The organism is Saccharopolyspora hattusasensis, from assembly GCF_050972075.1.
Lineage (GTDB): Bacteria > Actinomycetota > Actinomycetes > Mycobacteriales > Pseudonocardiaceae > Saccharopolyspora > Saccharopolyspora hattusasensis.
This window is the reverse complement of sequence record NZ_JBPCDC010000001.1, coordinates 6,185,059-6,211,288: the sequence shown is the minus strand read 5'-3', so window position 1 is coordinate 6,211,288 and position 26,230 is coordinate 6,185,059. Positions and strand designations below refer to the sequence as shown.

Annotated in this window: 22 protein-coding genes (1 of these 22 cut by a window edge); 13 read left to right on the top strand and 9 right to left on the bottom strand. The window is 68.4% G+C overall.

The annotated features are described in order from the left end of the window. From ACRXBZ_RS29790 to ACRXBZ_RS29780, 3 genes are all read right to left on the bottom strand, one after another. Positions 1 to 2,514, bottom strand: partial view of an FkbM family methyltransferase gene (locus ACRXBZ_RS29790; protein WP_433881890.1) — the 5' portion only. Its footprint begins 1,179 nt before the window's first position; the window shows 2,514 of its 3,693 coding nt (coding positions 1-2,514); the start codon lies at positions 2,512 to 2,514; its stop codon lies beyond the left edge, outside the window. 196 nt (positions 2,515 to 2,710) lie between these two features. Then, the gene (gene glnA / locus ACRXBZ_RS29785; RefSeq protein WP_168587237.1) at positions 2,711 to 4,054 is read right to left on the bottom strand and encodes a type I glutamate--ammonia ligase; all 1,344 of its coding nucleotides are present in this window, start codon (positions 4,052 to 4,054) and stop codon (positions 2,711 to 2,713) included. A 67-nt stretch (positions 4,055 to 4,121) separates the two neighbouring features. Further along, positions 4,122 to 5,705 (bottom strand): alpha/beta hydrolase, encoded by a 1,584-nt coding sequence (locus ACRXBZ_RS29780; RefSeq protein ID WP_433881889.1) that lies wholly within the window; start codon positions 5,703 to 5,705, stop codon positions 4,122 to 4,124. 83 nt (positions 5,706 to 5,788) lie between these two features. Here ACRXBZ_RS29780 and ACRXBZ_RS29775 point away from each other — a divergent pair, with 83 nt between their 5' ends. The 5 genes from ACRXBZ_RS29775 to ACRXBZ_RS29755 all read left to right on the top strand — a co-directional run bounded on the left by ACRXBZ_RS29775 (position 5,789) and on the right by ACRXBZ_RS29755 (position 12,688). Further along, positions 5,789 to 7,534, top strand: a complete 1,746-nt coding sequence (locus ACRXBZ_RS29775) for an NAD+ synthase (RefSeq protein ID WP_433881888.1) — start codon at positions 5,789 to 5,791, stop codon at positions 7,532 to 7,534. A gap of 147 nt (positions 7,535 to 7,681) precedes the next feature. After that, positions 7,682 to 10,630 (top strand): DEAD/DEAH box helicase, encoded by a 2,949-nt coding sequence (locus ACRXBZ_RS29770; RefSeq protein ID WP_490885428.1) that lies wholly within the window; start codon positions 7,682 to 7,684, stop codon positions 10,628 to 10,630. Continuing rightward, positions 10,623 to 11,447, top strand: a complete 825-nt coding sequence (locus ACRXBZ_RS29765; protein ID WP_433881886.1) for an SWIM zinc finger family protein — start codon at positions 10,623 to 10,625, stop codon at positions 11,445 to 11,447. The genes ACRXBZ_RS29770 and ACRXBZ_RS29765 overlap by 8 nt, the downstream gene beginning before the upstream one ends. 48 nt (positions 11,448 to 11,495) lie before the next feature. Beyond that, positions 11,496 to 12,137, top strand: a complete 642-nt coding sequence (locus ACRXBZ_RS29760; RefSeq protein WP_433881885.1) for a hypothetical protein — start codon at positions 11,496 to 11,498, stop codon at positions 12,135 to 12,137. Positions 12,138 to 12,181: 44 nt separating this feature from the next. Next, entirely contained in the window at positions 12,182 to 12,688 is a 507-nt protein-coding gene (locus tag ACRXBZ_RS29755) for a DUF3558 family protein (protein WP_433881884.1), read from the top strand. 49 nt (positions 12,689 to 12,737) lie between these two features. Here ACRXBZ_RS29755 and ACRXBZ_RS29750 read toward each other — a convergent pair whose 3' ends face one another. After that, positions 12,738 to 13,067, bottom strand: coding sequence for a hypothetical protein (locus tag ACRXBZ_RS29750; RefSeq protein WP_433881883.1), 330 nt, complete (start codon positions 13,065 to 13,067; stop codon positions 12,738 to 12,740). Positions 13,068 to 13,331: 264 nt separating this feature from the next. Here ACRXBZ_RS29750 and ACRXBZ_RS29745 point away from each other — a divergent pair, with 264 nt between their 5' ends. The 3 genes from ACRXBZ_RS29745 (at position 13,332) to ACRXBZ_RS29735 (ending at position 15,194) form a co-directional block, all read left to right on the top strand. Continuing rightward, positions 13,332 to 14,201: a helix-turn-helix domain-containing protein gene (locus tag ACRXBZ_RS29745; protein ID WP_168587229.1), complete on the top strand. Its 870-nt coding sequence runs from the start codon at positions 13,332 to 13,334 to the stop codon at positions 14,199 to 14,201. Continuing rightward, positions 14,198 to 14,386 carry a DUF397 domain-containing protein gene (locus ACRXBZ_RS29740; protein ID WP_433881882.1) on the top strand — a complete coding sequence of 63 codons (189 nt, stop codon included), beginning with the start codon at positions 14,198 to 14,200 and terminating at the stop codon, positions 14,384 to 14,386. The genes ACRXBZ_RS29745 and ACRXBZ_RS29740 overlap by 4 nt, the downstream gene beginning before the upstream one ends. 340 nt (positions 14,387 to 14,726) lie before the next feature. Continuing rightward, entirely contained in the window at positions 14,727 to 15,194 is a 468-nt protein-coding gene (locus ACRXBZ_RS29735; RefSeq protein ID WP_433881881.1) for an SWIM zinc finger family protein, read from the top strand. 316 nt (positions 15,195 to 15,510) lie between these two features. Here the strand turns inward: ACRXBZ_RS29735 and ACRXBZ_RS29730 are convergent, their stop codons facing one another. After that, the gene (locus ACRXBZ_RS29730) at positions 15,511 to 15,927 is read right to left on the bottom strand and encodes a hypothetical protein (protein ID WP_433881880.1); all 417 of its coding nucleotides are present in this window, start codon (positions 15,925 to 15,927) and stop codon (positions 15,511 to 15,513) included. A gap of 143 nt (positions 15,928 to 16,070) precedes the next feature. Between ACRXBZ_RS29730 and ACRXBZ_RS29725 the strand changes: the two genes are divergently transcribed. The 4 genes from ACRXBZ_RS29725 (at position 16,071) to panB (ending at position 19,226) form a co-directional block, all read left to right on the top strand. Continuing rightward, on the top strand, positions 16,071 to 16,940 hold the full coding sequence (locus ACRXBZ_RS29725) for a helix-turn-helix domain-containing protein (RefSeq protein ID WP_433881879.1): 870 nt from the start codon (positions 16,071 to 16,073) through the stop codon (positions 16,938 to 16,940). After that, positions 16,937 to 17,176, top strand: coding sequence for a DUF397 domain-containing protein (locus ACRXBZ_RS29720; RefSeq protein ID WP_433881878.1), 240 nt, complete (start codon positions 16,937 to 16,939; stop codon positions 17,174 to 17,176). Before ACRXBZ_RS29725 ends, ACRXBZ_RS29720 begins: the two co-directional genes overlap by 4 nt. 266 nt (positions 17,177 to 17,442) lie before the next feature. After that, positions 17,443 to 18,243: a transporter substrate-binding domain-containing protein gene (locus ACRXBZ_RS29715; protein ID WP_433881877.1), complete on the top strand. Its 801-nt coding sequence runs from the start codon at positions 17,443 to 17,445 to the stop codon at positions 18,241 to 18,243. 128 nt (positions 18,244 to 18,371) lie between these two features. Continuing rightward, positions 18,372 to 19,226, top strand: coding sequence for a 3-methyl-2-oxobutanoate hydroxymethyltransferase (panB, locus tag ACRXBZ_RS29710; protein WP_433881876.1), 855 nt, complete (start codon positions 18,372 to 18,374; stop codon positions 19,224 to 19,226). A gap of 39 nt (positions 19,227 to 19,265) precedes the next feature. On the opposite strand, the gene ACRXBZ_RS29705 is transcribed toward panB, so the two are convergent. The 4 genes from ACRXBZ_RS29705 to ACRXBZ_RS29690 are packed head-to-tail and all read right to left on the bottom strand — an operon-like array spanning position 19,266 to position 23,571. Continuing rightward, positions 19,266 to 20,603 (bottom strand): ABC transporter substrate-binding protein, encoded by a 1,338-nt coding sequence (locus ACRXBZ_RS29705; RefSeq protein ID WP_433881875.1) that lies wholly within the window; start codon positions 20,601 to 20,603, stop codon positions 19,266 to 19,268. Then, complete coding sequence (locus ACRXBZ_RS29700; RefSeq protein ID WP_433881874.1) at positions 20,603 to 21,733, bottom strand: GlnX family signal transduction membrane protein; 1,131 nt, start codon at positions 21,731 to 21,733, stop codon at positions 20,603 to 20,605. The genes ACRXBZ_RS29705 and ACRXBZ_RS29700 overlap by 1 nt, the downstream gene beginning before the upstream one ends. Positions 21,734 to 21,749: 16 nt before the next feature. After that, positions 21,750 to 22,400: a hypothetical protein gene (locus tag ACRXBZ_RS29695; protein ID WP_433881873.1), complete on the bottom strand. Its 651-nt coding sequence runs from the start codon at positions 22,398 to 22,400 to the stop codon at positions 21,750 to 21,752. Between the two features lie 4 nt (positions 22,401 to 22,404). Continuing rightward, positions 22,405 to 23,571: a tetratricopeptide repeat protein gene (locus ACRXBZ_RS29690; RefSeq protein ID WP_433881872.1), complete on the bottom strand. Its 1,167-nt coding sequence runs from the start codon at positions 23,569 to 23,571 to the stop codon at positions 22,405 to 22,407. Between the two features lie 501 nt (positions 23,572 to 24,072). Between ACRXBZ_RS29690 and ltrA the strand changes: the two genes are divergently transcribed. Further along, complete coding sequence (gene ltrA, locus ACRXBZ_RS29685) at positions 24,073 to 25,851, top strand: group II intron reverse transcriptase/maturase (protein ID WP_433879290.1); 1,779 nt, start codon at positions 24,073 to 24,075, stop codon at positions 25,849 to 25,851. Positions 25,852 to 26,230 lie beyond the last annotated feature (379 nt).

Here is a 26,230-nt window from a genome sequence, read left to right as displayed (position 1 = left end):
GCGGAGCAGTTCGGAGGCGGTCTGCTCGACGCCGTCGACCAGCGAGCGCATCACGTCACGGATGTGCTCGTCGTAGTGGCTCAGCGCTTTGAGGACGGCCCTACGCAGCGCCGGGGCCATCGAGTTCCGGCTGCTCGCCCCCACCTCCGGTGCCCGGTGCAACGCGTGGCGCGCCACCAGCAGCGGGCGCAGCGGGTCGTCGAACTGGCCGTGGCTGTCCCGCGACCACTTCGTGCGCCAGTTCCGGTAGGCCTGCTCGACGCGCTCGCGCAGGCGCGCGCCCGCCCGCGCGACGGTGTGCAGCGCAAGCAGGTTCTCCCTCGCTGCTGCGCCGAAAGCCGCCGTGCCTTCCGGGTCGTCGGCAGCGGCCCGCAGGAGTTCTGCGGCCGAGTCGATATCCGGTTCTCCAGGCCCCGTGCAGGGCACGAGGCGTGCCGCTTCGTCGCCGAAGAACTCGACAACCGCGCCGTGCTCCGCCGCGATCACCGGCACTCCGTGCGCCGCCACTTCGAGCAGCCGCAGGACGGGGCCGTCACCGGCTTCGCCACGGTGCAGCGACACGAAGCTGTCCGATGCGGACAGCAGCGGATTGATGTCGAGGTCCTCTTCGACCAGCAGGATGCGGTGATCCGTCGCGGTCGCCAAGCGCAGGCGCTCGGCGGCCTCCGGGTGCTCGACCGCACCGACGACGCCGACGAGCAGGCGCACCTCATCGCGTTCCGGGAATGCCGCCAGGAACGCGCTGACCACGCCGAGCACGTTGTCCCCGCGCTCGGCCGCGTGGTCCACGAACGTCCCGAACACGAACTCGTCGGACAGCCCGAACCTGGCCCGTGCGCCCTTCCTGGTCGGCAAATCGACCCGGCTGCGCTCCGGCGCGGGCAGTGCGACGACCCGTGTCTTCGTGCCGTTCCGGCGGGCTGCAGCGCGGCCGCTCTCCGAAAACACCCAGGTCTCCGCCACGTCGACGGCGTCGGAAGCGCCGGCGTGGATGTCGATCACGTACCTGCCTGCGGGCACCGGCAGGCCGGGTTCGCAGCGCAGGACGACCGGGTAGTACGCGGTGTCGGCCGAGGGCAGCCCGGACACTCCCACTGCGGTGCGCATCAGCTCTGCGAGTTGCCCGTCGCCGAGTACCGCGACACCGAGCTGATCGACAAGGGCCGCCCGGTTGTCGATCCTGCGGTGCACCGCCTCGGCCGGGACTCGGCCGCTGGCCACACCGACGCCGACACACCACTCGTGGAAGGCCTCGGCATTGCTGCCGAACGGGTCCGGGTAGTCGCGCCGCAGGATCGAGTCGTCCGCCCACACGGCCGCGGTCCAGCGGGAGCCGCCGGCCGCGCGTTGCCTGTCGTCGGCCGGGGCGCACGACCACTCCCGGAACTCCGCCAGCGGGCCGTCCGGTTCGAAAGGGCTCGGCGGTGGTTCTCCGTCCGCGAGCCAGGCGTCGAGGTACTCGCGTCGCAGCGTCGCGGGCAGCACGACGCCGTCGGGCAGGACGTCGAACGGGTGCGGCTGTTCGCGGGTGTATCCGGCTCCGACCAGCGCGTTCCGGTAGCCCGCGCACAGCCCGGCGAGCGCCGGGTTCTCAGAGAGCAGTATCCGCGGCCGGTCGGCGTAGTCCGTGGACAGCAGCCAGGGCCGCTGCGGCTGGAAGCCGCCGAAATGGACGCTGCGCAGCGCGGCGCCGTCCACCGTGTGCCGACCGTCGCCCGCCACCACCAGCTCGCGCTGGGCCGCGTTCCACACCGACAGGCCCACACCGGGGTCGCGGATCACCTGGTGATCGACCAACGCGGGCGCCCCGTCCAGCACCGGCGTCGCCGCGCCGGGATCGGCGCGCAACTGCTCCACCCACGTGGCGAGGAGCTGCTCGGCGCCCGGGCGGACGGCGAACGCGCTGGCGTCGAAGGTGCCCGATTCGGCGAGGTCGGAGGGGCTCGGGCGCAGGCCGTCCACGGCCAGCGGGCGCAGCACTCGCGGCACTAGGGCGACCGGGCGCTCGTGGGTCAGGCTCGAGACGAGGTCGTCGAAGCGGCCGAAGATCTGCACAGCCGGTTCGAAGTACAGCACCGTCGGGCCGGACTTCAGCAGGTGCTGCAGGAACCTCGGGCGCAGCACGTTGCGCAACTGTTCCGCGGTGCAGCCCATCGCCAGCCGTGCGTACTCCTGCTCGTCGAGCCCGATGTCGGCGAAGGTCAGGCCGTCCGGCTCCGAACTGGCCGCGCCGGGCAGGTCGACCACCAGCAGCGCGAACTGCGCGTTCGGGTGGTGGCGGCGGAACGTTTCGCGTAAGACCCGGGCGGCCGGGAGCTGGTCGCGGCACGCGAGCGTGCAGCCGAGCAGGGTACGGGCACCGAGGTCTTCCGAGGTTTCCGCCGGCCACTCCGGCTCGCCGAACAGCTCGGCCGATTGCTCCAGCACGCCGGACTGCAGGGGGGACTCTGCGGCGATCTCGCCGTCGGAACTCCCTGCTGCCACGGGTTCGGGCTGCGCCTGCGAATCAGTCACGGGCGAAACCTATCGCTCCACGTGCCACAGCAACACGCCCAACCCCATGAGTGCACGGACTGGGACGTGCCGTTCGGCACCGACCCCGATCGATGCGGACTGGGCGGGTGTTTTCGCACGTCAACGGCCGTGATCACGGTGAGGTGCTGCGGCACCCCAACGTGCTCACGGGTCCTGCCCAGGCCGAAGCCCGGGCTCAGAGCATCGGCATGAGGGTGCGGAGCTCGTACGGGGTGACGTGGCTCCGGTAGGCGTTCCACTCCTCGCGCTTGTTGCGCAGGAAGAAGTCGAACACGTGTTCGCCGAGGGTTTCCGCGACCAGCTCGGAGGACTCCATCTCGGACAGCGCCTCGTTGAGGTTCTGCGGCAGGTTGGCGTAGCCGGCCGCCTTCCGCTCCCGCTCCGTCAGGCCCCACACGTCGTCCTCGGTGGCCGGCGGCAGCTCGTAGCCCTTCTGCACACCGCGCAGCCCGGCCGCGAGGATCACCGCGTACGCCAGGTACGGGTTGCAGGCCGAGTCGAGGTTTCGGACCTCGACTCGGCGGGACGAGGCCTTGCCCGGCGAGTACATCGGCACCCGCACCAGCGCGGACCGGTTGGCGTGGCCCCAGCAGACCGCGGTCGGGGCCTCGCCGCCGACGACCAGCCGCTTGTAGGAGTTCACCCACTGGTTCGTCACGGCGCTGATCTCGCGGGCGTGGTGCAGGATCCCGGCCACGAACGCCCGGCCGATGTCGGACAGCTCGAACGGGTTCTCCGGGTGGTAGAAGGCGTTCTGGTCGCCCTCGAACAGGCTGAAGTGGGTGTGCATGCCCGAGCCGGGCTGCGCGCTGAACGGCTTCGGCATGAACGAGGCGCGCACGCCCTGCGTGATCGCGACCTCCTTGACCACATACCGGAACGTCATCACGTTGTCGGCCATGGTCAGCGCGTCGGCGTAGCGCAGGTCGATCTCCTGCTGGCCGGGCGCGCCCTCGTGGTGGCTGAACTCCACCGAGATCCCCATCGCCTCCAGGGTCTCGATCGCGTTGCGCCGGAAGTGCGGCGCCGCGTCGTGGCTGGCCTGGTCGAAGTAGCCCCCGGAGTCGGCGGGCACCGGTTCGCTGCCGTCGTCCGGCAGGTTCTTCAGCAGGAAGAACTCGATCTCGGGGTGCACGTAGCAGGTGAAGCCGGACTCGGTAGCGCGGGCCAGGGTGCGGCGCAGCACGTGCCGTGGGTCGGCCCAGCAGGGCGAGCCGTCGGGCATGTGGATGTCGCAGAGCATCCGCGCCGAATAGTGCTCGCCGTCGGGGGTCTCCCAGGGCAGCACCTGGAAGGTGCCGGGGTCCGGCTTGGCGACCATGTCCGATTCGTAGACCCGGGCGAAGCCCTCGATGGCCGAGCCGTCGAACCCGATGCCTTCGGCGAAGGCGCCTTCGAGTTCGGCGGGCGAGATCGCCACCGACTTGAGCATGCCGAGAACGTCGGTGAACCACAGCCGCACGAAGCGGATGTCACGTTCCTCCAAGGTGCGGAGCACGAACTCCTGCTGGCGGTTCATGCACGCAGCCTAAGAGTTCCACCGACCAATTGCGTAACTGGTCCATGAACCCGGCACTACGTGGTGTTCAGCTCGCGGTGCAGCGCTTGCCTTCGGGGGGGAGCGTCAGGTCCACCATGTACTTCGTGGTCGCCTCGTCCACGCAGGAGACGCCCTGCAGGAAGACCGTGTGCTGGGTGCCCTCGAAGGTCAGCAGGCGGCCGTGCAGGGCCCGCGCGAGCCGCACCCCGGCCTGGTAGGGCGTGGCGGGGTCGCCGGTGGTGGAGATGACCAGGGTCGGCGGCAGCGCGCCCACCTCCGGCTCGGTGGTCTCGCCGGTGACCGGGACCGGCCAGAACGCGCACTTGTCCCGCGCGGCGCTCGGCGGGTGCCCGCTGTCCAGGAACGGCGCCGCCTCGCGGTAGCGGCGGTCCGCCTCGCGGACGATGTTCGGGTCCACGACTCGCTGGTCGTCGACGCAGTGCACGGCGTCGAACGCGTCGCTGGTGTTGCTGTACTGGCCGCCGCCGTCGCGGCTGTAGTAGTTGTCGGCGAGGGCCAGCAGCGTGCGGCCACTGCCCTGCCGGAGCTCGGCCAGCCCGCTGTCCAGGTTCTCCCAGAGGCTGGGCGCGTACAGCGCCTGGATCGCTGCGATGGAGGCGTCCTTGTACGACAGTTCGCGGCCGCCGCCCGCCGGGACCTGGTGGTCCACCAGCGGGCGAGTGAGCTGTTGGAACGCGACGACCGCGCGCGACGGGTCGGTGCCCAGTGCGCACCGCTGGCGCTTGGCGCACCAGGCCGCGAAGTCGTTGAAGGCGCGCTGGAAACCGGCGCCCTGGGCGACCAACTGGTCGACCGTGGACTGCCCGGGGTCGATCGCGCCGTCGAGCACCATGGTCCGCACGTTGGTGGGGAAGGTCTCCGCGTACTCCGCGCCGACCAGGGTGCCGTAGGAGTAGCCGAGGTAGTTCAGCTTCTCGTCGCCGAGCGCCGAACGCAGCACGTCCATGTCCTTGGCGACGTCGCGGGTGCCGACGTTGGCCAGCATCTTGGTGCCGGTGCGCGCCACGCACTTCGCCACGTAGTCGTGCTCTTCCTCCTCGGTCTTGGCGACCCCGGCGGGCGAGGTGTCCGCGTCGGAGTCCAGCCGCTCGGCGTCGCGTTCCGGGCCGGTCAGGCAGTGCACGGCCGGTTCGGAGGCGCCGACTCCGCGCGGGTCGAAGCCGACCAGGTCGAACCGCTGGCCAAGCTCACTGTCCGAGACCGACGAGGCGAGGCTCGCGGCCGTGCCCATGCCGGATGCGCCCGGGCCGCCCGGGTTCACCACCAGCGAACCGATCCGCTTTCCCGGGTCGGTCACCGGTTTGCGGAGGAGCCCGAGGGTGATCGTCTGCCCCTGGGGAGCGGCGTAGTCCATCGGGGCTTCCAGCCGCGCGCACTCCAGGCCGCGCTTCTGGTAGGCGTCGCGGTCGCTGTCGGTCGTCGCGTACGGTCCGCACGGCCCCCAGGACAGCGCTTGCCCGTAGTACCGCTCCAGACCTGCTGGAACCGGCCCGGCCGGGCCCTTGTGCTCGATGTGCGGCTGCAGCGGCGCCGCCTCTCGCGTCGGCGCGCTGCATGCGGCCGCGCCGAGCAGGGCCACCAAGGACAGCACGGTCAGTAGACGGGTCACTCACGAATCGTGACATGGGTGGAGAGGCGCGGCTCACGCCGGGCAGGACGACGTGCGCCTGTGGTGTGCGCGAAGATGGATGCATGCCCCAGCTGCGCATCGCACTCGCACAGGTCAACGCATGCGTCGGCGACATAGCCGGCAACAGTTCGATGATCCTGGACTGGACCCGCCGGGCCGTGCAGGACGGCGCTCACCTCGTGGCCTTCCCGGAAATGGTGCTCTCCGGCTATCCGGTCGAGGACCTCGCGCTGCGCAAGTCATTCGCCGCCGCGAACCTCGCCGAACTGGAAGCGCTGGCGCGGCGCTTGCAGGACAACGGCTGCGGCGACGCGCTGGTCGTGGTCGGGCACCTAGGCCGTGACGACGAGGGCCCGCGCAACTCCGCGTCGCTGCTCTACGGCGGCGATGTCGTCGCGACCTACCACAAGCACCACCTGCCGAACTACGGCGTGTTCGACGAGGCGCGCTATTTCGCCCCCGGCTTCGACCTGCCGATCGTGCGGTTGCACGGCTTGGACGTCGGGGTGGTCATCTGCGAGGACATCTGGCAGAACGGCGGCCCGGTGGCGGCGTTGGGCGAGGTCGGCGTCGACCTCGTGGTGTGCATCAACGGTTCGCCGTACGAGCGCGCCAAGGACGACGTGCGCACCCCGCTGGTCATCCGGCGGGCCGCCGAGGCCGGTGCGCCGATGGCTTACGTGAACCTGGTCGGCGCGCAGGACGAGCTGGTCTTCGACGGCGACTCCATGGTCGCCACGCCGGACGGCGAGATCCTCGCGCGGGCGCCGCAGTTCACCGAGCACCTGGTGGTGCTGGAGATGGACCTGCCCGCTGGTGGGCACACCTCGACAACGGTGCCCGCCGAGCCGGGCCCGATGCGGCTGCCCGCCTTCGACGTGCAGCGGATGGTGCTGCAGCCGGAGCCGCTGCCGCGCTACGAACCGGTGTCCGCGCTGCCGCCGGCGGAGCCGCTGGACGACGTGGCCGAGGTGTGGTCGGCGCTGGTCACCGGGCTGCGCGACTACGTGCACAAGAACGGGTTCCGGTCGGTGACCTTCGGTTTCTCCGGCGGCATCGACTCCGCGGTGTGTGCCGCGCTGGCCGCCGACGCGCTCGGCGCGGACGCGGTGCACGGCGTGTCGATGCCGTCGAACTACTCGTCGGAGCACTCGCGGTCGGACGCCGCCGAGCTGGCGCGGCGGATCGGTTGCCACTTCGAGGTTCACCCGATCGCGGACATGGTCGACGTGTACGTGCGGCAACTGGAGCTGACCGGGCTGGCCGAGGAGAACGTGCAGGCGCGTGCCCGGGGCGTGCTGCTGATGGCGTTGTCGAACCAGCGCGGGCACCTGGTGCTGGCCACCGGGAACAAGACCGAGCTGGCGGTGGGGTACTCGACGATCTACGGCGACGCGGTGGGCGCGTTCGCGCCGATCAAGGACGTGCCGAAGACGCTGGTGTGGAAGCTGGCGAAGTGGCGCAACGCCGACGCGGAGAAGCACGGCGAGGTGCCGCCGATCCCAGAGAACTCGATCACCAAGGCGCCGTCGGCGGAGCTGCGGCCGGACCAGGTGGACCAGGATTCGCTGCCGGAGTACGACGTCCTGGACGTGGTGCTGGACGGCTACGTGGAGGGCGACCGCGGTTACGCGGACCTGATCGCGGACGGGTTCGACGCCGAGCTGGTCGAGCGGGTGCTGCAGCTGGTGGACCGCGCCGAGTACAAGCGCCGACAGTACCCGCCGGGCACCAAGATAACGTTCAAGGCGTTCGGCCGGGACCGGCGGCTGCCGCTGACCAACCGGTGGCGCGAGATCGCACCGTGAGGCGACCGCGCGATGGGCAAGTTGGTCACGGGGCCGTGAGCGGTTCTGGGTGCCATAGCACCGAAAAGCACTCACGGGCCCTTGGCGGCGGAAGGAGGTTCGGCCGTGTGGGCCGTACACGGATTGTGCACTGTAGACGGACGTCTGGTGCTGTGGGCGGAAGATTCCGAGCTCCCGGCTCGAGTGGCCGGGCGTGCTCCGCGCGGTCCGGTGGCGCACCCCTTCGCGGTGCCGGGTGAGTCTCTTCGGGACGCCCTGCCCGGTGAGCAGCTCAAAGCCGACTCCGTCCGCCTCCAGCTGCCCTCCTACGCCTCCGCTCCCGTCGCATCGCCCGAACTGGTGCGGGATCCGCTGACCGCGGGGCCTGCGCCACGCGGCAAGCTTCGGCTGCGCGAATGGCTGGTGCCTGCCGTGTCGTGCAGCCCCGCGGCCGCGCTCGCCCTGCTCGATGAAGGCGCGCCCGGATGCCGGTTGGGCGCATCCGCGCATTTCCTGCGCAGCGTCGCCGGATTCGCCGAGCAGGTGGTGTCGCAGGGGCGGGTGCTGCCCTCGCTGGTCTTCGAGGCAGACCAGCCGGCGGCGCGCTGGCGGCCGTCGTTGTCCGGCACTGATTCCGCTCGGTTCGTGGCGCTGCGCGAATCCATGCCGCCGGCCTTCCGCTGCGAGCGCGGCGACCCGCCCGCCGAGGTCCTGCGCGCGGCGCTGGACGCGCTGGTCGACGGAATCGCCCGCGCCCGGGTCGCAGACGTCGAGATGCCCGGCGGCCGGACCGCGGCCGCGGCGTGGCTGAACGCGCTGGCCCACGAGCCGCGGTTCGACAGCGATCCCGAGAAGGTGCGGAAGCTGGCCGGGCAGTTGGATGCCTGGCGCGCCAGCGGCGCAGGTGCGAGCCCCGTTCGCACCTGCTTCCGGCTGCACGAACCGGAGGGCGACGACGCGGACTGGCGGCTGGAGTTCATGCTGCAGGCCGTGGACGACCCGAGCGTTCTGGTGTCCGCGAACGAGGTGTGGCGGGAGGAGAGCCGGGTACTGCAGCGCTGGGTCGCGCAACCGCAGGAGTTGCTGCTCGCCGACCTCGGGAAGGCGGGCCGGGTCTTCCCGGCGCTCGATGCGGCGCTGCTCGTACCGCATCCCTCGGAGTTGTTCCTGGACGCCGACGGCGCGTACAAATTCCTCACCCATGCGGCGCTGCTGGACCAGGCCGGGTTCGGGGTGCTGCTGCCCTCCTGGTGGGGTCGCACCCAACGGCTCGGGTTGAAGCTGACCGCCACCAGTTCCGGCACCGCGGGCACGGTGGCCAAGAAGTCCGGGCTCGGGATGGACGCCGTGGTCGACTACCGCTGGGACCTCGCGCTCGGCAACGAGCGGCTGACCGAGTCCGAGCTGGCGGAGCTTGCCACTGCGAAGGTTCCGCTGGTTCGGCTGCGCGGCAAGTGGGTCCAGGTCGACCGCAAGCGGCTCGACGCCGGACTGGCCTATCTGGAGCGCTCCGGGACCGGGCAGATGACCGCCGGCGAAGTGCTGCTGCAGGCCGGGGTGCATCCCGAGGACGGCGACCGGCCGCTGCCGGTGGTCGAGGTCAGCGGGCATGGGTGGCTCGGGGATCTGCTGTCCGGGCAGGCCGAACAGTACCTGGAGCCGGTGGATCCGCCGGAGGGATTCACCGCGACGCTGCGCCCGTACCAGCGCCGCGGGCTGGCCTGGCTGGCTTTCCTGGACCGGCTGGGGCTGGGCGCATGCCTCGCCGACGACATGGGTCTGGGTAAGACCGTGCAGCTGCTGGCGCTGGAGGCGCTGGCCCGATCGCGCGGTTCGCGCGCCCCGACGCTGCTGATCTGCCCGATGTCGGTCGTCGGCAACTGGCAACGGGAAGCGGCCCGGTTCGCGCCGGCGCTGAAGGTGCACGTCCACCACGGCGGCGGTCGGCTCACCGGCGAGGACCTCATGGAAGAGGTCGGCGGGCACGACCTGGTCATCACGACCTATCCGCTGGCCGCGCGGGATTCGGCCGTGCTGCGGGAGATCCGCTGGGACCGGGTGGTGCTCGACGAGGCGCAGAACATCAAGAACAGCGCCTCCCGCCAAGCGAAGGCGGTGCGCGGTCTGCCAGCCCGGCAGCGGATCGCGCTGACCGGCACACCGGTGGAGAACCGGCTCGCCGAGCTCTGGTCCATCATGGACTTCGCGAATCCCGGTGTGCTGGGCTCGCTGAGCACGTTCCGCGCGCGGTTCGCGGTGCCGGTGGAACGCGATGGTGACACCGACGCGGCGGCCCGGTTGCGGCGCATCACCGGTCCTTTCGTGCTGCGCCGGGTGAAGACCGATCCGGCGATCATCAACGATCTGCCGGACAAGATCGAGATGAAGCAGTTGTGCAACCTCACCGCCGAGCAGGCTTCGCTGTACCAGGCGGTGGTCGACGACATGCTGGCGCGCATCGACGACAGCGAAGGCATGGAGCGCCGCGGGCTGGTGCTGGCGACGATGTCGAAGCTGAAGCAGGTGTGCAACCATCCGGCGCAGCTCCTCGGCGACGGCTCCCCGCTGCCCGGCCGGTCCGGGAAGTTGCTGCGGCTGGAGGAAATCTTCGAATCGGTACTGGCCGAGGGCGACAAGGCGCTGTGCTTCACGCAGTTCGCCGGGTTCGGCGGGATGCTGGTGCCGCACCTGTCGGCGCGGTTCGACACCGAGGTGCTGTTCCTGCACGGCGGCACGACGAAGAAGGCCCGCGACGAGATGGTCCGGCGGTTCCAGTCCGAGGACGGGCCGTCGATCTTCCTGCTGTCGCTGAAGGCCGGCGGCACCGGGCTGACGCTCACCGCCGCCAACCACGTCATCCACCTGGACCGGTGGTGGAACCCGGCGGTCGAGGACCAGGCCACCGACCGCGCGTTCCGCATCGGCCAACGCCGGGACGTGCAGGTCCGCAAGCTGACCTGCATCGGCACCCTGGAGGAGAAGATCGACCGGATGATCGAGGACAAGAAGGCGTTGGCGCAGCTGGTGGTCGGCTCCGGCGAGAACTGGCTGACCGAGCTGTCCACCCGCGAGCTGCGGGACCTGGTCTCCCTGGAAGCGGAGGCCATCGGTGAATGAGTGGCGCAGATTCCCGCCGTCCGCGAAGCCGATCCGGGTTGAGGGCGGCATCAAGGCGCGCAGCAAGCGCGGCGAGATCGCGCAGACCTGGTGGTCGCGGCGGTTCATCGAGGTGCTGGAGTCGTTCGGCATGGGCGGCCGGCTGCAGCGCGGCAAGCGCTATGCGCGAGCCGGGCAGGTGCTCAGCCTGACGCTGTCGACCAGCATGGCGATCGCGCTGGTGCAGGGTTCGCGGCCGGAGCCCTACCGGGCGCGGATCGCGATCAAGGCGTTCCCCGCGGCCGACTGGGAGCGGATCGAGCGAGCGCTGGCCGGGCAGGCGCTGTACGCGGCGAAGCTGCTGGCCGGGGAGATGCCGACGGACATCGAGCGGGTCTTCGACGAGCTCGGGTTGCAGCTCTTCCCGACGACGATGCGGGAACTGACGATGGATTGTTCCTGCCCGGACTGGGAAATCCCGTGCAAGCACCTAGCAGCGGCCTGCTATCTGCTGGCCGAGTCCTTCGACGAGGACCCGTTCCAGATCCTCGCCTGGCGCGGCCGGGAACGCGAGGAGCTGCTGGACCGGTTGCGGGCGTTGCGCGGCAGCGTATCGGCCCCGGCGGCGGAGGCAGCCGACGACGCCGCGCCGCTGCCGGAATGCCTGGAAGCCTTCTGGACCGCTCCGGAACCCCCGGCGGCGTCGGCCATCCCCGCCCCGGAGCCGACCGCACCGGACGCACTGCTCGACGAGCTCGACCCGCTGCCGGTAAAGATCCAGGGCAAGTCCGCCGTCGAGTTCCTGCGCCCTGCCTATCGGACGATGGCGCGCTCGTGAGCGTCGGGAGGATGGCGATTTCGCGCGAAATGGGTTTGGGCGTAGAGAGTGATCATCTTTCCCCTCTCCCCCGTGATCACTCTGCGTCGATCAACGGTGACCGTAACGAACACGATCAACGGCTGGTTCAGGGTTTCTATTCATTTCTGGTGTATCACTCGGACAGAGCAAGCCGTGCTTGTGCGGATAGTGATTGATGACGGAATCGGTACATGCACGGCTACGTGGCCCGCTAGCATCCGGTTTGATCAGCATGGTTCAGTGCTTGGGAGGAGCAAAGTGGCGAGTCCGGATGGGGGTTTTGCCGCTGCTGCTGAAGGGTTGCAAGCGGTTCGGCAAAAGACGCAGTGGATCAACCAGCAGGTGGGTGCTGGCAAGTTGGCATTGGATCCGGAGGTCGCCGAGAAGGCCGCCAAGCGCGTCGAAGACGAGATCCGAGAGCTGGCGAAGATCATGCAGGACGCCCGCCAGATCGGCCACGTGCAGGGCTTGGGAAACTACCCCGATGGTCAGCAGTTGACGCAGCGCTTCGTTGACAAGGCCGAGCACCCCACGGCCGGAGCATTGCCGCTGATCCAGGAGATGCAGAAGGTTCTCAAAGAACAGGCGGAGGCTTTCCGTGCGGCGGCCAGGGACTATCGTGCCACCGACGACCAGATCGCCGAGGACTTGCAGCGAGGTATCCAGTGACCGCACTCTCTCGATCCCTGATCTCCGTGACCGCCGGCTTGGCCTTGCTCGGCCTCGCCGCGTGCTCCGGCGGTAAGGCCGGCGGCGATGGTCAAACCACCACCACGCAGGAGTCGTCGACCACGGCGGCGGCAGATGGGGGACTGCAGAACTTCGACCCGTGCTCGTTCCTCAGCTCCGACGACCTGAGTGCCGCGGGTGTTACGGGACCGGGGGAAAAGCAGGACAACTTCAGCTTCGAGCCAGGTTGTTCGTACGAGGGCGAAAAGATCCTCCTGGCTGTGTACAAGAACCAGGAAGAGACCGTCGCCAAGTATGAGAAGAGCGGCAACTGGGACAAGTACGAGAAGTTCCAGCTCAACGGTCGCAGCGCAGCCCGCGCCGTTGAAGGCGGCGGAGGTGCGGTCGACGCTGGCTGCTCGATTGTCATCGATGCGGGCGGCGGTGTTGTATTGGTCGACGTCACCGAGGTGATGCCGGATTCGGTGCCCGACAAGTGCGGGGAAGCAGAGAAGATCGCCCGCCAGATCGAGGCGAAATTCCCGAAGTAAAAGGAAAAGCGCCTCGCTTGACGAGCGGCCTTCGTCGATCGCTGGACGGTCACGAGCCGACCTTCGCGGCCGATCGGTCCGCGGACGCGCTGGCGCGGCTCGTCACCAGCCCGGAACTCTCCGGGGAACTCGTCTCCTGACGCCTGCTGGCCTGCAGCGCCCGGAACGCTTCGGCCTGGTTGGCGAGGACGCGGACGCCCGCGTAGTTCACTGGGCTGTCGTCGACGTGCACCGAGATGACGTCTTCGCCTCCCCAGACGATGTAGAGCATGCGCAGGTAGTAGGCGGATTGGCCGTCGTTCCAGGTGCCGTATTCCGCCGTGTAGAGCCCGAACTCGCGCTTCAGGCGCGCGAGCTCGGCTTCCGCCCACGGCCGCAACTCCTGGCGAAGTTCCTCGGGGTCTCCTGCTGCTCCGGATCGACGACCTTCCTGGCGACCTCGATGTCGGCTTCCGCCCCCGGTTGCACGGCCTCAAGTACATATCCGAAACGCACTGTCACCACTCCCCTACCCACTGGATAAACTTCCCGTCGTCCACTGCGAAACGTGTTGATCTACACACTTATCGTAAGTTGTCATAGGTGAAGCACCTAGGTGTCAACCGGGTGAAAGGCATCATCAATCCGGGGGAAGGACTCGCCAGTGCCTCAGTCTCGCGCCACCATCGAACGGCGTCAGCTCGGTGCCGAGCTGCGCAGACTTCGAGAAGCAGCAAGCAAAAGCCAGAAGGAAGCCGCCCAGGTCATCGAGTGCGACACGAGCCTGATCAGCAGACTTGAGCGCGGCCAACGCTCGCTGAAAGTCATGGAGCTCAACGCACTCCTCCATTTCTACGACGCACCGAAGGATTCCCGGGACCGGATAGCCGAAATCGCCCAACTCGCCCGGCAACGGCTACCACGCCGCACGTACACCGACAGCCTTCCCGGCGCGTTCCACCGACTGCTCGACCTCGAACAGGACGCCGCAGAGCTCCACTTCTCGGAAACCGACCTGATTCCAGGCATGTTGCAGACGGAGGGGCACATCCGCGCTCTCATGCGTAACGGGCGAGCCGCGATGTTCGAGTCGCCTCCCGACGACATCGAAGCCCGCGTTCAGTTCCGCTTGCGACGACAAGAACTCATCCAACGAAACGCGCCACCCGAGATGTGGTTCGTGATCGGCGAAGCAGCGTTGGGCAGGCCACTCGGCAATCGGCGAGTGCACCACGCACAGCTCACACATCTGCTGGATGTGATCGAGGCCCACGATCACGTCGTGGGCCAGGTAGCACCGCTGTCGATTGTGGACCACCCGCTGCTCGGCGGCTCCATCGAGATCTTGCGCTTCGGTGACGATGTTCGCGACATCGTCTACCAGGGCACGTTGATTGGAGGCGGCGTTTATAGCGATGATGAGACGGACATCGCGTTGGCCTCACGTGCCTTTGACAGGCTGCGAGCCGTAGCCCTCGGGCCGCGTCAGTCCGCGGACCTTATCGCCGAATACGCAAGAGAGCTGAAGACATGACGTTAGACAACTGTCGAGACCGTTGGTTCAAGAGCAGCTACAGCACGGCAAACAGCGCAAATTGCGTCGAGGCGCGGTTATCCGGTGGAGGTATCGAGATCCGGGATTCGAAGGATCCCGGTGGGCCGATCCTCCGCTTCGACAACTCCGCTTGGGCGCGTTTCCTGCGCGGGCTCTACAGGTGAGCTGCGCCCCCTCACCTCGTCAAGGACCTCGACGTCAGGCACCACGAAGCACACGTGGTAGAAGGCAGCCACCAGGGCAGTATCCACTCCTCCCAGGAGAGGCCATCGGCTGGTGGGAGGGGGGCACCCCCAGTTGCCCCCCTCCCGCGCTCCCAGTCATTAGACGCCCGGGAGGCCGTTTGGTTGCATCGTTGTTCTTCCCGTTATTGCCGGAGGTCGAGACTCAGGCGCCGGGTTCCGAAGTACTCGACCGCCGGCGGCCCGGAAACTCATCGCTCTGGCCTTCCCGGGGCCGAGCGGATATGCATGTTCCGCGAAGATCGAAAGGCAGGGTCATGCAGTGGTCGGGTTGGTCGCGGCCGCGGCAAGCCGGGTGGACGGGTTGCAGCTCTTCCCGACGACGATGCGGGAACTGACGATGGATTGTTCCTGCCCGGACTGGGAAATCCCGTGCAAGCACCTAGCAGCGGCCTGCTATCTGCTGGCCGAGTCCTTCGACGAGGACCCGTTCCAGATCCTCGCCTGGCGCGGCCGGGAACGCGAGGAGCTGCTGGACCGGTTGCGGGCGTTGCGCGGCAGCGTATCGGCCCCGGCGGCGGAGGCAGCCGACGACGCCGCGCCGCTGCCGGAATGCCTGGAAGCCTTCTGGACCGCTCCGGACCCCCCGGCGGCGTCGGCCATCCCCGCCCCGGAGCCGACCGCACCGGACGCACTGCTCGACGAGCTCGACCCGCTGCCGGTAAAGATCCAGGGCAAGTCCGCCGTCGAGTTCCTGCGCCCTGCCTATCGGGCGATGGCGCGCTCGTGAGCGTCGGGAGGATGGCGATTTCGCGCGAAATCGCCGCTGGCCCCTCATGGGCGCCGTCAATTTCGCGCGAAATCGCCAACACCGCACCGAGCTGCTCGCGCACCCCGCTAGCGAACGTGGTGCCAACGCCGGGGCCGGACGGCGTTGGCGGGGACTGGGAATCCCTGGCTGCCGGAGGTCGGTTCGAATATGTTCGGTCGCGGCGGCGATCATGGTCCGCGGCCGCGCTGGCGTGGCTGGTCACCAGCCCGGAACTGGCAGGGGTCAGCGGCGCCTACTTCGCGGGCCACAAGAGGCGGCTGAGCTCAGCGGAGTCCTACGACGAGGCACGCGCCAAGGAACTCTGGGAAGTGTCCGAGGAGCTAGTCTTCTGACCCTTGCTCGCTCGCAGTGCCCGGAACGCTTCGGCCTGGTTGGCGAGGACGCGGACGCCCGCGTAGTTCACCGGGCTGTCGTCGACGTGCACCGAGATGACGTCTTCGCCTCCCCAGACGATGTAGAGCATGCGCAGGTAGTAGGCGGATTGGCCGTCGTTCCAGGCGCCGTATTCCGCCGTGTAGAGCCCGAACTCGCGCTTCAGGCGCGCGAGCTCGGCTTCCGCCCACGGCCGCAACTCCTGGCGAAGTTCCTCGGGGTCCTGCTGCTCCGGATCGACGACCTTCCTGGCGACCTCGATGTCGGCTTCCGCCCCCGGTTGCACGGCCTCAAGCACATATCCGAAACGCACTGTCACCACTCCCCTACCCACTGGATAAACTTCCGTCGCTTCACTGCGAAACGTGCTTTCTGATACACAAAGACTAAGGGTCCTTTGCCACTTGCACACCACCCTGAAAGAGTGGATCTACGGTGGCGGACGGAGAACAGGGAGCAGTCATGGCTCATTCACGCCCAACGATCGAACGTCGACAGCTGGGCGCCGAGCTGCGCAGACTTCGCATTGCTGCTGGCAAAAGCCAGAAGGAAGCCGCCGGGATCATCGAGTGCGACACGAGCTTGGTCAGCAGGGTGGAGCGAGGCTTGCGGTCTCTAAAGGTCATGGAGCTCAATGCCTTGCTGGACTTCTACAACGCACCTTCCGAACAACGCAGCGAGATCGTCGACATCGGTCAGGTCGCTCGGCAACGACAGCGCCGCCGCATGTACTCCGACTCCTTCCCCGGCGGGTTCCGCCGTGTCAGCGACCACGAGCAGGAAGCCAAGGAGATCTACTACTGGGAACCTGAAGTCGTGCCAGGCTTGCTGCAGACCGAAACCTACGCACGAGCACTGATCACAATCGCACGCAAGGCAGTCATAGACGACCCCGCTGACGATATCGAACTGCGGGTCCAGTTCCGCTTGGAACGACAGGAGCTGATCACTCGCGACTCGCCACCGCACATGTGGTTCGTCATCGGCGAACCCGCTCTGCGTCGGCCCATCGGGCAACACGAGGTCCTGGCCAGCCAGCTGGAGAACCTGCTGACCGTCGGCGACCGCAACAAGAACGTGGTCATCCAGGTCGCACCGTTGTCCATAGTGGACCATCCGCTCCTCGGCGGTTCGATCGGAATCTTTCGCTTCGACGGCAGAGTGCCCGATATTGCTCACCAAGCGACCTTTATCGGCGGCGGTCTCTACATGGATGATGAGGAGGACGTCGCTGCGTGCTCACGAGCCTTCGATCGCCTGCGAGCCGTAGCGCTCGGCCCGGAGGAGTCCAAGGACTTCATCGCCAAGTGCTTGAAGGAGCTAACCGAATGACCGTCGGCGCACGGACCCAGTGGTTCAAGAGCAGCTACAGCGGAGGGAACAACAACACCTGTGTCGAGGCCCGCTGGTTCAAGAGCAGCTACAGCGGTCCAAACAACAACAGCTGCATCGAGGCTCGCTTATCCCGCGGAGGCATCGAGATCCGGGACTCGAAAAATCCCGGTGGGCCGATTCTCCGCTTCGGCAGCGCCGCTTGGGCGCGGTTCCTACGTGGGCTCGGCAGCTGAGCTTCGCCTGTTCGGACACGGCGAGGCCCGAGGCCATCGGCTGGTGGGAGGGGGGCACCCCCAGTTGCCCCCCTCCCACGCTCCCAGTCATTAGACGCCCGGGAGGCCTTTTGGTTGCATCGTTGTTCTTCCCGTTATTGCCGGAGGTCGAGACTCAGGCGCCGGGTTCCGAAGTACTCGACCGCCGGCGGCCCGGAAACTCATCGCTCTGGCCTTCCCGGGGCCGAGCGGATATGCATGTTCCGCGAAGATCGAAAGGCAGGGTCATGCAGTGGAAGAAGTTCGGCTTCTGGTTGATCGCGGCGGGCGTCGTCGCGCTGAGCGCGGCGTGCGCCGCGGCACCGGGCGAGCCCCCGAAGGCCGAGGCAAGCCGGGTGGACGACGTCGTTCAGCGCGGTGAGCTGCGGGTTTGCAGCACCGGGGACTACCGGCCGTTCACCTACCGGGACGCGGCGGGCGCCTGGAGCGGGATCGACATCGACATGGCGCACGACCTCGCCGGCAAGCTCGGCGTCAAGGCGACAATCGTGCCCACCACCTGGAAGACGCTGGTCACCGACTTCAACGCGAACTGCGACATCGCCGTCGGAGGCGTGTCGATCACCCTGGAGCGCGCAAAGCAGGCGTTCTTCAGCACCGCCTACGTGGTCGACGGCAAAACCCCGATCACCCGCTGCGAGAACGCGGCGCGCTTCCAGACGTTGCAGCAGATCGACCAGCCCGGCGTCCGCGCCATCGTCAACCCCGGCGGCACCAACGAGCAGTTCGCCAAGCAGAACCTCAAGCAGGCCACCGTCGTCGACCACCCGGACAACAACACGATCTTCCAGCAGATCCTCGACGGCAAGGCCGACCTGATGATGACCGACGCCGCCGAAACCAAGTGGCAGGCCAGGCAGCACCCCGAGTTGTGCTCGGTGCACCCGGAGCAGCCGTTCACCTTCAGCGAGAAGGCGTACCTGCTGCCCAAGGGCGACGTGGTGTTCCAGCAGTACGTGAACCAGTGGCTGAACCTCGCGCTGCACGACGGCAGCTACGCGCGCATCGCCGAGCCCTGGATCGGCTGACCCGGAACTGTGACGTTGGCCCTCGGAGTGTGTCGGCGAAGTTGAGCGCGTGCGACGCTTTCCTGCGCAACCATCCGTGACGACCCGGGGACCCGCGATGCGGGCTTCGAGGAATAGGACGGTCAACGATGACTGCTACGCAAAATCAGGGCGAGACGGCCGCGCCGTACGGCTCCACGCCGGCCAAGCGGCGAGTCCGCATCCAGCACCTCCAGCAGCTGAAAGAGCGCGGCGAGCCCTGGCCGATGCTCACCTCGTACGACATGTACACCGCGCGGATCTTCGACCAGGCTGGAATCCCGGTGCTGCTGGTCGGCGACTCGGCCGCCAACAACGTCTACGGCTACGAGTCGTCGCTGCCGGTGACCGTGGACGAACTGCTGCCGCTGGTCCGCGCCGTGACCCGGTCCGTCGAACGGGCGCTGGTCGTGGCCGACCTGCCGTTCGGCTCCTACCAGGCGTCGCCGGAGCAGGCGCTGGCCACCGCGACGCGGTTCATGAAGGAAGGCCGCGCGCACGCCGTCAAGCTCGAAGGCGGCCGCCGCTACGCCCCGCAGATCGAGGCGCTGGTGTCGGCGGGCATCCCGGTGATGGCCCACATCGGCTTCACGCCGCAGAGCGAGCACGGCCTCGGCGGCTACCGGGTGCAGGGCCGCGGCGACAAGGCCGGCGAACTGCTGGCGGACGCGCTCGCGGTCCAGGAGGCGGGCGCGTTCTCGGTGGTGCTGGAAATGGTGTCGGCGGAGGCGGCGAAGCGGGTGACCGGGGAGCTGCGGATCCCGACTGTCGGCATCGGGGCGGGGCCGGACTGCGATGCCCAGGTGCTGGTCTGGACCGACATGGCGGGCATGAACACCGGTCGCACGGCGAAGTTCGTGAAACGCTACGCCAACGTCGGCGGCGTCCTGACCGATGCGGCCAGCCGCTTCGCGGACGAGGTCCGCGGCAACACCTTCCCGGCCGCGGAGCACTCCTTCCAGTGAGGTGACGGCGGGGTGCGCGGCTTCCGGTCGCGCACCCGGTCAGGGAGCGACGCAGGCGAAGCTCGCCCACGCTTCGGCCGGCGGCGGGCCCGCGAGCTGGCCGCGGACGGCCTCCAGCCGCTCCAGGATCTCGTCGAGCCGCGCGGGCTCCCGCACGTACTCCAGCACGGCCCGGTAGAAGGCACTGCGCATCGTCGCCGGCATCAGGTCCGAGGCGTCGAAGCACAGCCGGTCGGCCTCGCTGATCTCCCGGGCTATGCGCTGGTCCACGACGCCACCGGGACGCCCCGCGTAGAGGCCGCTGTCCCGGAGGTTCTTGTCGATCGAGTACACGCTGCTCCCGCGGTCCCCCGCCAGGATGCTCTGGCCTTCAGCCGAAGCCAGGAACTGCATGAACGCCTTCGCCCCGGCCGTGCCCTTGAACATCACGGCGAGATCCGCCGAGACGATGGACGGCCGCCCCTCCGGCGGAACCCGGAAGTAGTCGAAGTCCTCGCCCGCGACCAGGCTCGATCCGTCCGGCCGGGTCTGCGCCTGGTACTCGGTCTTCAGGAACGACGCCCCGTGGTCGAGGGAGCACCGCTGCGGCCGCTCGAACATGCCCCGCCCCGCGTCGCCGAAGTCCGTCAGTAGTGCGGCCGGGGCACCCGCTCGGGACCCGGCCAGCACCTCTCCCCACGCCCGCCAAGCGATCTTCACCCTCTCGTCGGTCCAGTGCATGCGGCCCTGGGCGAACTCCGCGTAGTCGGCCGGGCCGTACTTCTCGAGCAGGATGTCCTCGATCCAGTCGGTGCCCGGCCAGCCCGACAACGGCGGCGCGCCCATGCCGAGGCACCAGCCGCCGGAAGCACGTGCCAGCGCGAGCATGTCGTCCCAGGACTCGGGCGGGCGGATCGGTGCGCCGTCGCGCTGGTACCAGACGATGCTCTTCAGGTCCGCCTTGGCGACGACCGCGAACCGCTGCTCGGGTTTTCCAAGCCGCTGCACCCACTCCCAGAACCTCGAGTACGGCTGTGGGCCCTCGTTGTCGTAGGCCTCCGGCAGCTCCACCAGCCGGGGCTGATCCAGCGGAGCGTCGGCGTAGCGCTGCAGCTCTGCCGGGCTCGGCACGATGGCGATGTCCGGTGGCGCGCCCTTCTGCACGTCGGCGAGCAGGACCTGTTCGAGCGCCCGGGTTCCCTGGTAGTCCACTCGGAACCGGAAGCCGTGCGCCCTCTCGAACTCCTTCGTCATCGCGTCGAACTGGGCTCTTTCCCGACCGGTCCACGACGCCAGCACCGTGATGCGCTCCTGCACCGGCGGCGGGGCCTCGGGTGCGGCGCAGGCCGGGGCGAGCAGCGCCAGGATCGTCGCGAACAACCAGCGGTAGGTGCGCATCATCGCTTCCCGTACGAGTATTCGTCGAGGCGCGGCCAGAACCCGATGATGACGAGCCCGGCGATCAACGCGCTGGACCACGGGATCCCGGTTTCCAGCCACGCACCGGATGCAGTCGCCGCCAGCCGCACGTTCACGGACTGGTCCGTGGCCCGGCCCTCGACACCGGTCGCCGCCTGGGACAACCGGTCGGGCATCGTCGGGCCGCACTCCCTGGCCGCGGTGCGGCAGTGCTTGTCCGCCAGCGCGGCGAGGGTCTGCTGGGCGGTCATCTCGCCGTCGGGTTCCGCCAGCACTTTCTGCAGGATCGTGCCGAAGCTCGCGATGTCCGCATCCATCTCGTCGACGGCGTCCGTGGTGGAGATGTTCAGCGCTACCACGGCGATCGCGGCGAGCAGCACTCCGCTGAGCAGGCGGCGGAAGCGCCAGACGAGGTAGCCGTGCCCGGCCAGCAGAAACGCGCACAACACCGCCTGCCACGCCAGCCAGGTGGCGGTCTCCTCGGCGGTGACCTCGCCCGCGCCCACCTGCTTCGCCAGCTCGCCCGCCTGCAGTTCCCGGAGCTCGCTGAGCCTTTCGACGATGCCGCCGAGCGGATCGTGCAGTTGCCGCCAGGCGTTCCACAGCGCGACGGTGCCCATCAGGTGGTCCTCGGCGTGGAAGTACGCGCCCGCCTGGCTGACAGAGTCCGAATAGGACGCCAGCAGGCTCTCGATGGTCTGCAACGCCTCGGTTCCCTGCGGGCCGACGGCGTTAACCTCGGCGGCGTGCGCCAGGCTCTGGCTGGCGATGGCCATCTGGTTGTAGTACGCCTGGCCGGGCCCGGTCAGCGACCCACCATCGGTGTCGAACGCGGCCACCGCCGCCTCGTTCGCGGAGATCAGCGCGTTCCTGGCCACCTGCACGTCGACGATCATCGGGCCGACGTGTGCGCGAAGTTCGGTGGCGACGTCGTGCGCGCCGTGGAAGTACGTCAGCGACGGGCCCGCGGACACGAAGGTCAGCACCACCGAGCAGAACAGGAGTGTCCACAGCGTCCCGCGCGTCGTCCTGATCCAGGACAGCGCGGCCCTGCCGCGGGCCCCGACCCACCGCGCGCCGGCCGTGGACCAGGTCGCGGCCCACCGCAAGCCCGATGCGATCCCGCTAGCCCGCACGGTCCTGGCCGGCCTGCGCGGGACGCCCCGCGTCGATGACGTCGTCCGGCCGGAGCCGGCCCGCCGCGACCAACCGGGTCAGCCGCTGCGAGCTGTCGTCGTCCCCCGTGCGACGCGCCCGCCTGCTCGCCTCCTGCCAGAAGAGGCCGGCGCCTTCGAGGTCGCCGAACTCGTAAGCCGCGCACCCGGCCCAGATCGCGTCGGCGAGATCGCGCTCGCTGCGGCCGACGCCCGCGCCACCGGAGAAGGTGGTCCAGTGCGCTTTCACCGCTCGGACCTGGCCGGTCCGCCGCGGGGCGTCGGGCTCGCCGCGCACCAGATCGACCACCGCGACCTGGAGGTCCTCACCGCGCGGCCCGTCGCGGAGGTCGAATCCGACCGCGTACTCGCAGGTTCCGGACCAGTCCGCGCTCAGCGGCACCTCGGCGCCGCGGTCAGTCCGGATGACTTCCTCGGTCGAGCCGCCGGGCGGATCGAGCCGGAGTACGGCGCGAACCGCGCTGGCCAGCCGCAGGCGGATCCGAATCCGCAGCTCCTCCCCCGGGCGCGCGACGCGCACGACCACGCGCGTGGTCAGCCGCCGTTCGCCGGGGAGGAGGAACGGGTTGTACCGCAACACCAGATCGGGTTGTTCTGTCATCACATCACCACCAGCTCACCGGACGGATCTTGTTCTTGCGGTCCAGCAGAGCCCGGTGCGCGGCGGGGTTTCGGGCCTGCCTGACGAGCTCCGCGAAGGAGAGCTCCAGTTCCCTGCGGAGCTTGCGCTTCGTCGGCGGATTGCCGAACATCGCCAGTTCGTGCGGCTCCGCGAAGTGGACCTTCGTCGAGGACCGCTCGTAGAGCGCCAGCGCGGCCAGCTGCACCCAGGCCTTCAACCGGACGTGCGCTTCGGCGTCGTACCGGCGGTGCTCTTCGTCGTCCCGCAGCAATTCGGTCACCCGCAGCGCTGCCGTCCGTACGTTTTCGGCGGTCGGCCAGCCGGATTTGCCCAGCTTGATCAGGTACGCGCGGATGGCCGCGAGCTGCGCCGCGTCGTACTGGCGGGATACGCGTGGCACGGCATCAAGCACATCGGCCGCTTCCTTCCGCTCACCTTCGTGGAGGAGCAGGCGAGCCAGCCCGAACGCCGCGCCCGCGGGTGCCTTGTCGCGCTGCCACACCGCGCCGTAGCAGCGCCGGGCCTGCTTGACGTCCCCGCGGTACTCCGCGCACAGGCCAAGAGCGACGGTCGGGATCGACTCGCCCGGCAGGATGGTGTGCACCTCGTGGAAGTGCTGCCACGCGGCGTCGAAGTCCTGCGACGCGAGCGCCACCAGGCCGTCGTGCCAGTCCAGCCGCCAGGCGGGTCCGGGGCTCTGCTCCCCCGCCTCCTCGTCGCGGCACCGCTGCTTCCGAGCTGCGGCCAAGCAGGCTTTCGCTCCTGCGACATCGGGCCCGCCGTGCTCGGCGAGCGCGGCCCGGCACGCCATCAGCAGGCTCTCCACCGAGCCCGTCAATTCGCTGGTCAGGCGGCGGAGGTCGCTGGCCGTGACCCGGCGCAGGTAGGCCGCCTGCGGGTCGTGGGGGTCTACCACCGGCGCGGGGGTGCGACGTGAGGTCGCACGATGTGAGTGGTCACGTTGTTTGGAGGTTCCCCTAGTGAAGACGTGATCCGGTCCAGTGTCCGCGGGATCGTCTCCGCCTTGGCATGCGTCGTGGGTAACCGCGGGGTGTGAAGCCCAGGGTAAAAGCCGAAGCTGCTGCTGTTCCACCCAGCGGCAGCGGGCGAGGAGAAGGCCGGACGGGTGAATGTAGGTGAATCTCCGCATGCTTCGTAATAGTGGCTTCCGCCGGTGGAATGTGTCAGGCGGATGACAGGGCTGGCCGTTGAGAAACGGCAGGTGCCGATCGGAGACCCAGCGCTGATCGGGAGGACACCACCGCCCCGGAGTATAGGAGGCACCCACCCCGGCCGCATCTCACACGTGCGGAACATGGAAACCCCGGCAGAGTCCTGATCGCCTGGGGGCGGGCAGGTAGGCCAACCGCGAGGAAGGCGGAATCCTCTGCCGGGAACAAGATGCCCAAGAAGCAAAAGCCGGTCATGCCGATAACGGCGTCATCGTCATCGGGAGAAACCCTGGTGGCGGTGGACGAAAGTCAACAGGAAACCAGCGGCAACACGACGGCACCTCCCGGCCGCCGCCACTGGATAACTGGCCGGATACCGGGCCTGGTGCCCGGGCCTTGAAAGAGGCGCTGACGTGGGCAGGTGAGCCTTTGAAGACAAGCAGCCGAAACCCTGGAACCGAAGGACAAGTTAGACACCGATGGTGAACGGACCCAAGGACGTGACCCTCGACTGGGCCGCCATTGACTGGCGCCTGCACGAGGAAAACGTACGGCGGCTACGGCAGCGGATCTTCAAGGCGGCGCGGGAGGGTTCCCTGGCCACGGTCAGGAACCTGCAGAAACTCATGCTGCGGAGCTGGAGCAACACGCTGGTCAGCGTGCGGCAAGCGACGCAGTTGAACGCGGGACGCAAAACCGCCGGGGTCGATGCGGAGGTCGCCTTGACTCCTCAGGCCAGGATGGAGCTGGCGGTGCGGGTGCATCGCGAAGCCGCAACCTGGCGTCCCCGGCCGGTGAAGAGGGTTTATATACCCAAGGCGGGAAACCGTGCAAAGCTGAGGCCGCTCGGAATTCCGGTCATCGCGGACCGCTGCCATCAAGGCAGGGTCCGTAATGCACTCGAAGCTGAGTGGGAAGCCCAGTTCGAACCCAAGTCTTACGGGTTTCGACCGGGGCGAAGCTGCCATGACGCGATCGGGGCGATCTTCCAGACCTGCTGTTCCGCCAAGACCAAGCGGGTCTGGGCTCTGGACGCGGACCTGGCAGCGGCATTCGACAAGATCGACCACAACCGGCTACTGGAAGCACTCGGGTCTTTCCCGGCCAGGGACCTGATCCGGGAATGGCTGAAAGCCGGTGTGATAGAGGAAGGAAAAGGGTTCACGCCAACCGATGAGGGCACACCCCAGGGTGGCGTGATCAGCCCACTCCTACTGAATGTCGCTCTGCATGGGCTGGAAACAGCAGCCGGAGTCCAATACTACCCCGCCGGCACCAGCGAGGCGAGGAAAATCAAACCGGGCTCACCGATGGTAATTCGGTACGCCGACGACCTGGTCGCACTCTGCCACAGCCAGCGGCAGGCACAGGAAATCAAGGCCAGAATCGCTGAATGGTTGGCACCCAGGGGTCTCAGCTTCAATGAGGAAAAGACCAAGATCGTAAACATCGATGATGATGGGTACGACTTTCTGGGCTTCAACATCAGGCGGTATCACGGCAAGCTGCTGATCAAACCATCGAAAGCGGCTGTCCAGCGAATCCGGGAACGGCTCCGCACCGAGTTCCGCGCCCTGCGCGGGGCGAACGCGGCTGCGGTCATCGCCAGGATCAACCCCATCACCCGGGGTTGGACGGCCTACTACCGGGGCGTGGTCTCGTCCAGCACATTTTCCAGTCTGGACAACTATCTGTGGGTGCTCTGCTACAAGTGGGCAACCTTCAGCCACGCCAACAAGCCGAAGAAATGGATCGTGGCCCGCTACTTCGGCAAATACAACAAGTTCAGAAACGATCGCTGGGTGTTCGGTGACGCCGCCAGCGGCACCTACCTGGCGAAACCCTCCTGGACCGGCATCGTCCGGCACACCATGGTCAAGGGCGCGGCATCCCCAGATGACCCTGCCCTGGCCGAGTACTGGGCCAACCGGCGACGGCGCGTCAAACCCCCGCTGGACAGCTACACGCTGCGCCTGCTCACCAAGCAGGACGGCCGCTGCCCGATCTGCCGGGGACCGATCCTGACCGCCGACCAACCGCAGTCCCCCCACGAATGGGAACGGTGGTGGCAGCACGTCGTCCGACGGGCGATCAACGCCAACTACCTCACCCATCACGGACGGCCCAGCTCACCAGACGGTGACCACACCCGCCTCGTCCACGCGGCCTGCCAGCGCGAACTCCTCGCTCGCCAGCGCAGCCGCACAGCCTGCACTCCCACACCGCCCTCGCGGCTTGCTTGCGCTGACTCGCGGTGAAAGCCGCACGGGCAGTGCTGAGGGGAGGCCAGCGGGGCAACCCGCTGGCCTTACCCGATAGTTCCTTCACGACCTTCTGTGGCGTGGGGCGGCCGAGCGCGGTGAGCTCCGCGCGGTCGTCGAGCCAGTGCTCCAGCGGCGGCACGACACCGAGCCCGCCGTCCAGGTCGCTCGTCACCGGCTCGAAGTGCCGGGACGGCTCGTGGCCCTGCGCGAAACCACTGAGCGCCATCATCTGCCGCAGCACGCCCCTGAGCTGGTCGGCCATCTCGGCCGCCGAGGTGAACCGCCGCACGGAAGCCGGGTCCAGGGCGCGGTCGAGGACGTACTGCACCGGATCCATGCTGTCGCGCACCGCTTCGCGATCCTCGTCGGTGAC

Excerpts from the sequence above, each read along its gene's own strand:
- glnA (WP_168587237.1), bottom strand. The coding sequence starts at position 4,054 with ATGAACCGCCAGCAGGAGTTCGTGCTCCGCACCTTGGAGGAACGTGAC.
- ACRXBZ_RS29690 (WP_433881872.1), bottom strand. The coding sequence starts at position 23,571 with ATGCGGAGATTCACCTACATTCACCCGTCCGGCCTTCTCCTCGCCCGC.
- ACRXBZ_RS29715 (WP_433881877.1), top strand. The coding sequence starts at position 17,443 with ATGCAGTGGAAGAAGTTCGGCTTCTGGTTGATCGCGGCGGGCGTCGTC.
- ltrA (WP_433879290.1), top strand. The coding sequence starts at position 24,073 with ATGGTGAACGGACCCAAGGACGTGACCCTCGACTGGGCCGCCATTGAC.
- ACRXBZ_RS29740 (WP_433881882.1), top strand. The coding sequence starts at position 14,198 with ATGACGTTAGACAACTGTCGAGACCGTTGGTTCAAGAGCAGCTACAGC.
- ACRXBZ_RS29775 (WP_433881888.1), top strand. The coding sequence starts at position 5,789 with ATGCCCCAGCTGCGCATCGCACTCGCACAGGTCAACGCATGCGTCGGC.
- ACRXBZ_RS29705 (WP_433881875.1), bottom strand. The coding sequence starts at position 20,603 with ATGCGCACCTACCGCTGGTTGTTCGCGACGATCCTGGCGCTGCTCGCC.
- ACRXBZ_RS29725 (WP_433881879.1), top strand. The coding sequence starts at position 16,071 with ATGGCTCATTCACGCCCAACGATCGAACGTCGACAGCTGGGCGCCGAG.
- ACRXBZ_RS29720 (WP_433881878.1), top strand. The coding sequence starts at position 16,937 with ATGACCGTCGGCGCACGGACCCAGTGGTTCAAGAGCAGCTACAGCGGA.
- panB (WP_433881876.1), top strand. The coding sequence starts at position 18,372 with ATGACTGCTACGCAAAATCAGGGCGAGACGGCCGCGCCGTACGGCTCC.
- ACRXBZ_RS29695 (WP_433881873.1), bottom strand. The coding sequence starts at position 22,400 with ATGACAGAACAACCCGATCTGGTGTTGCGGTACAACCCGTTCCTCCTC.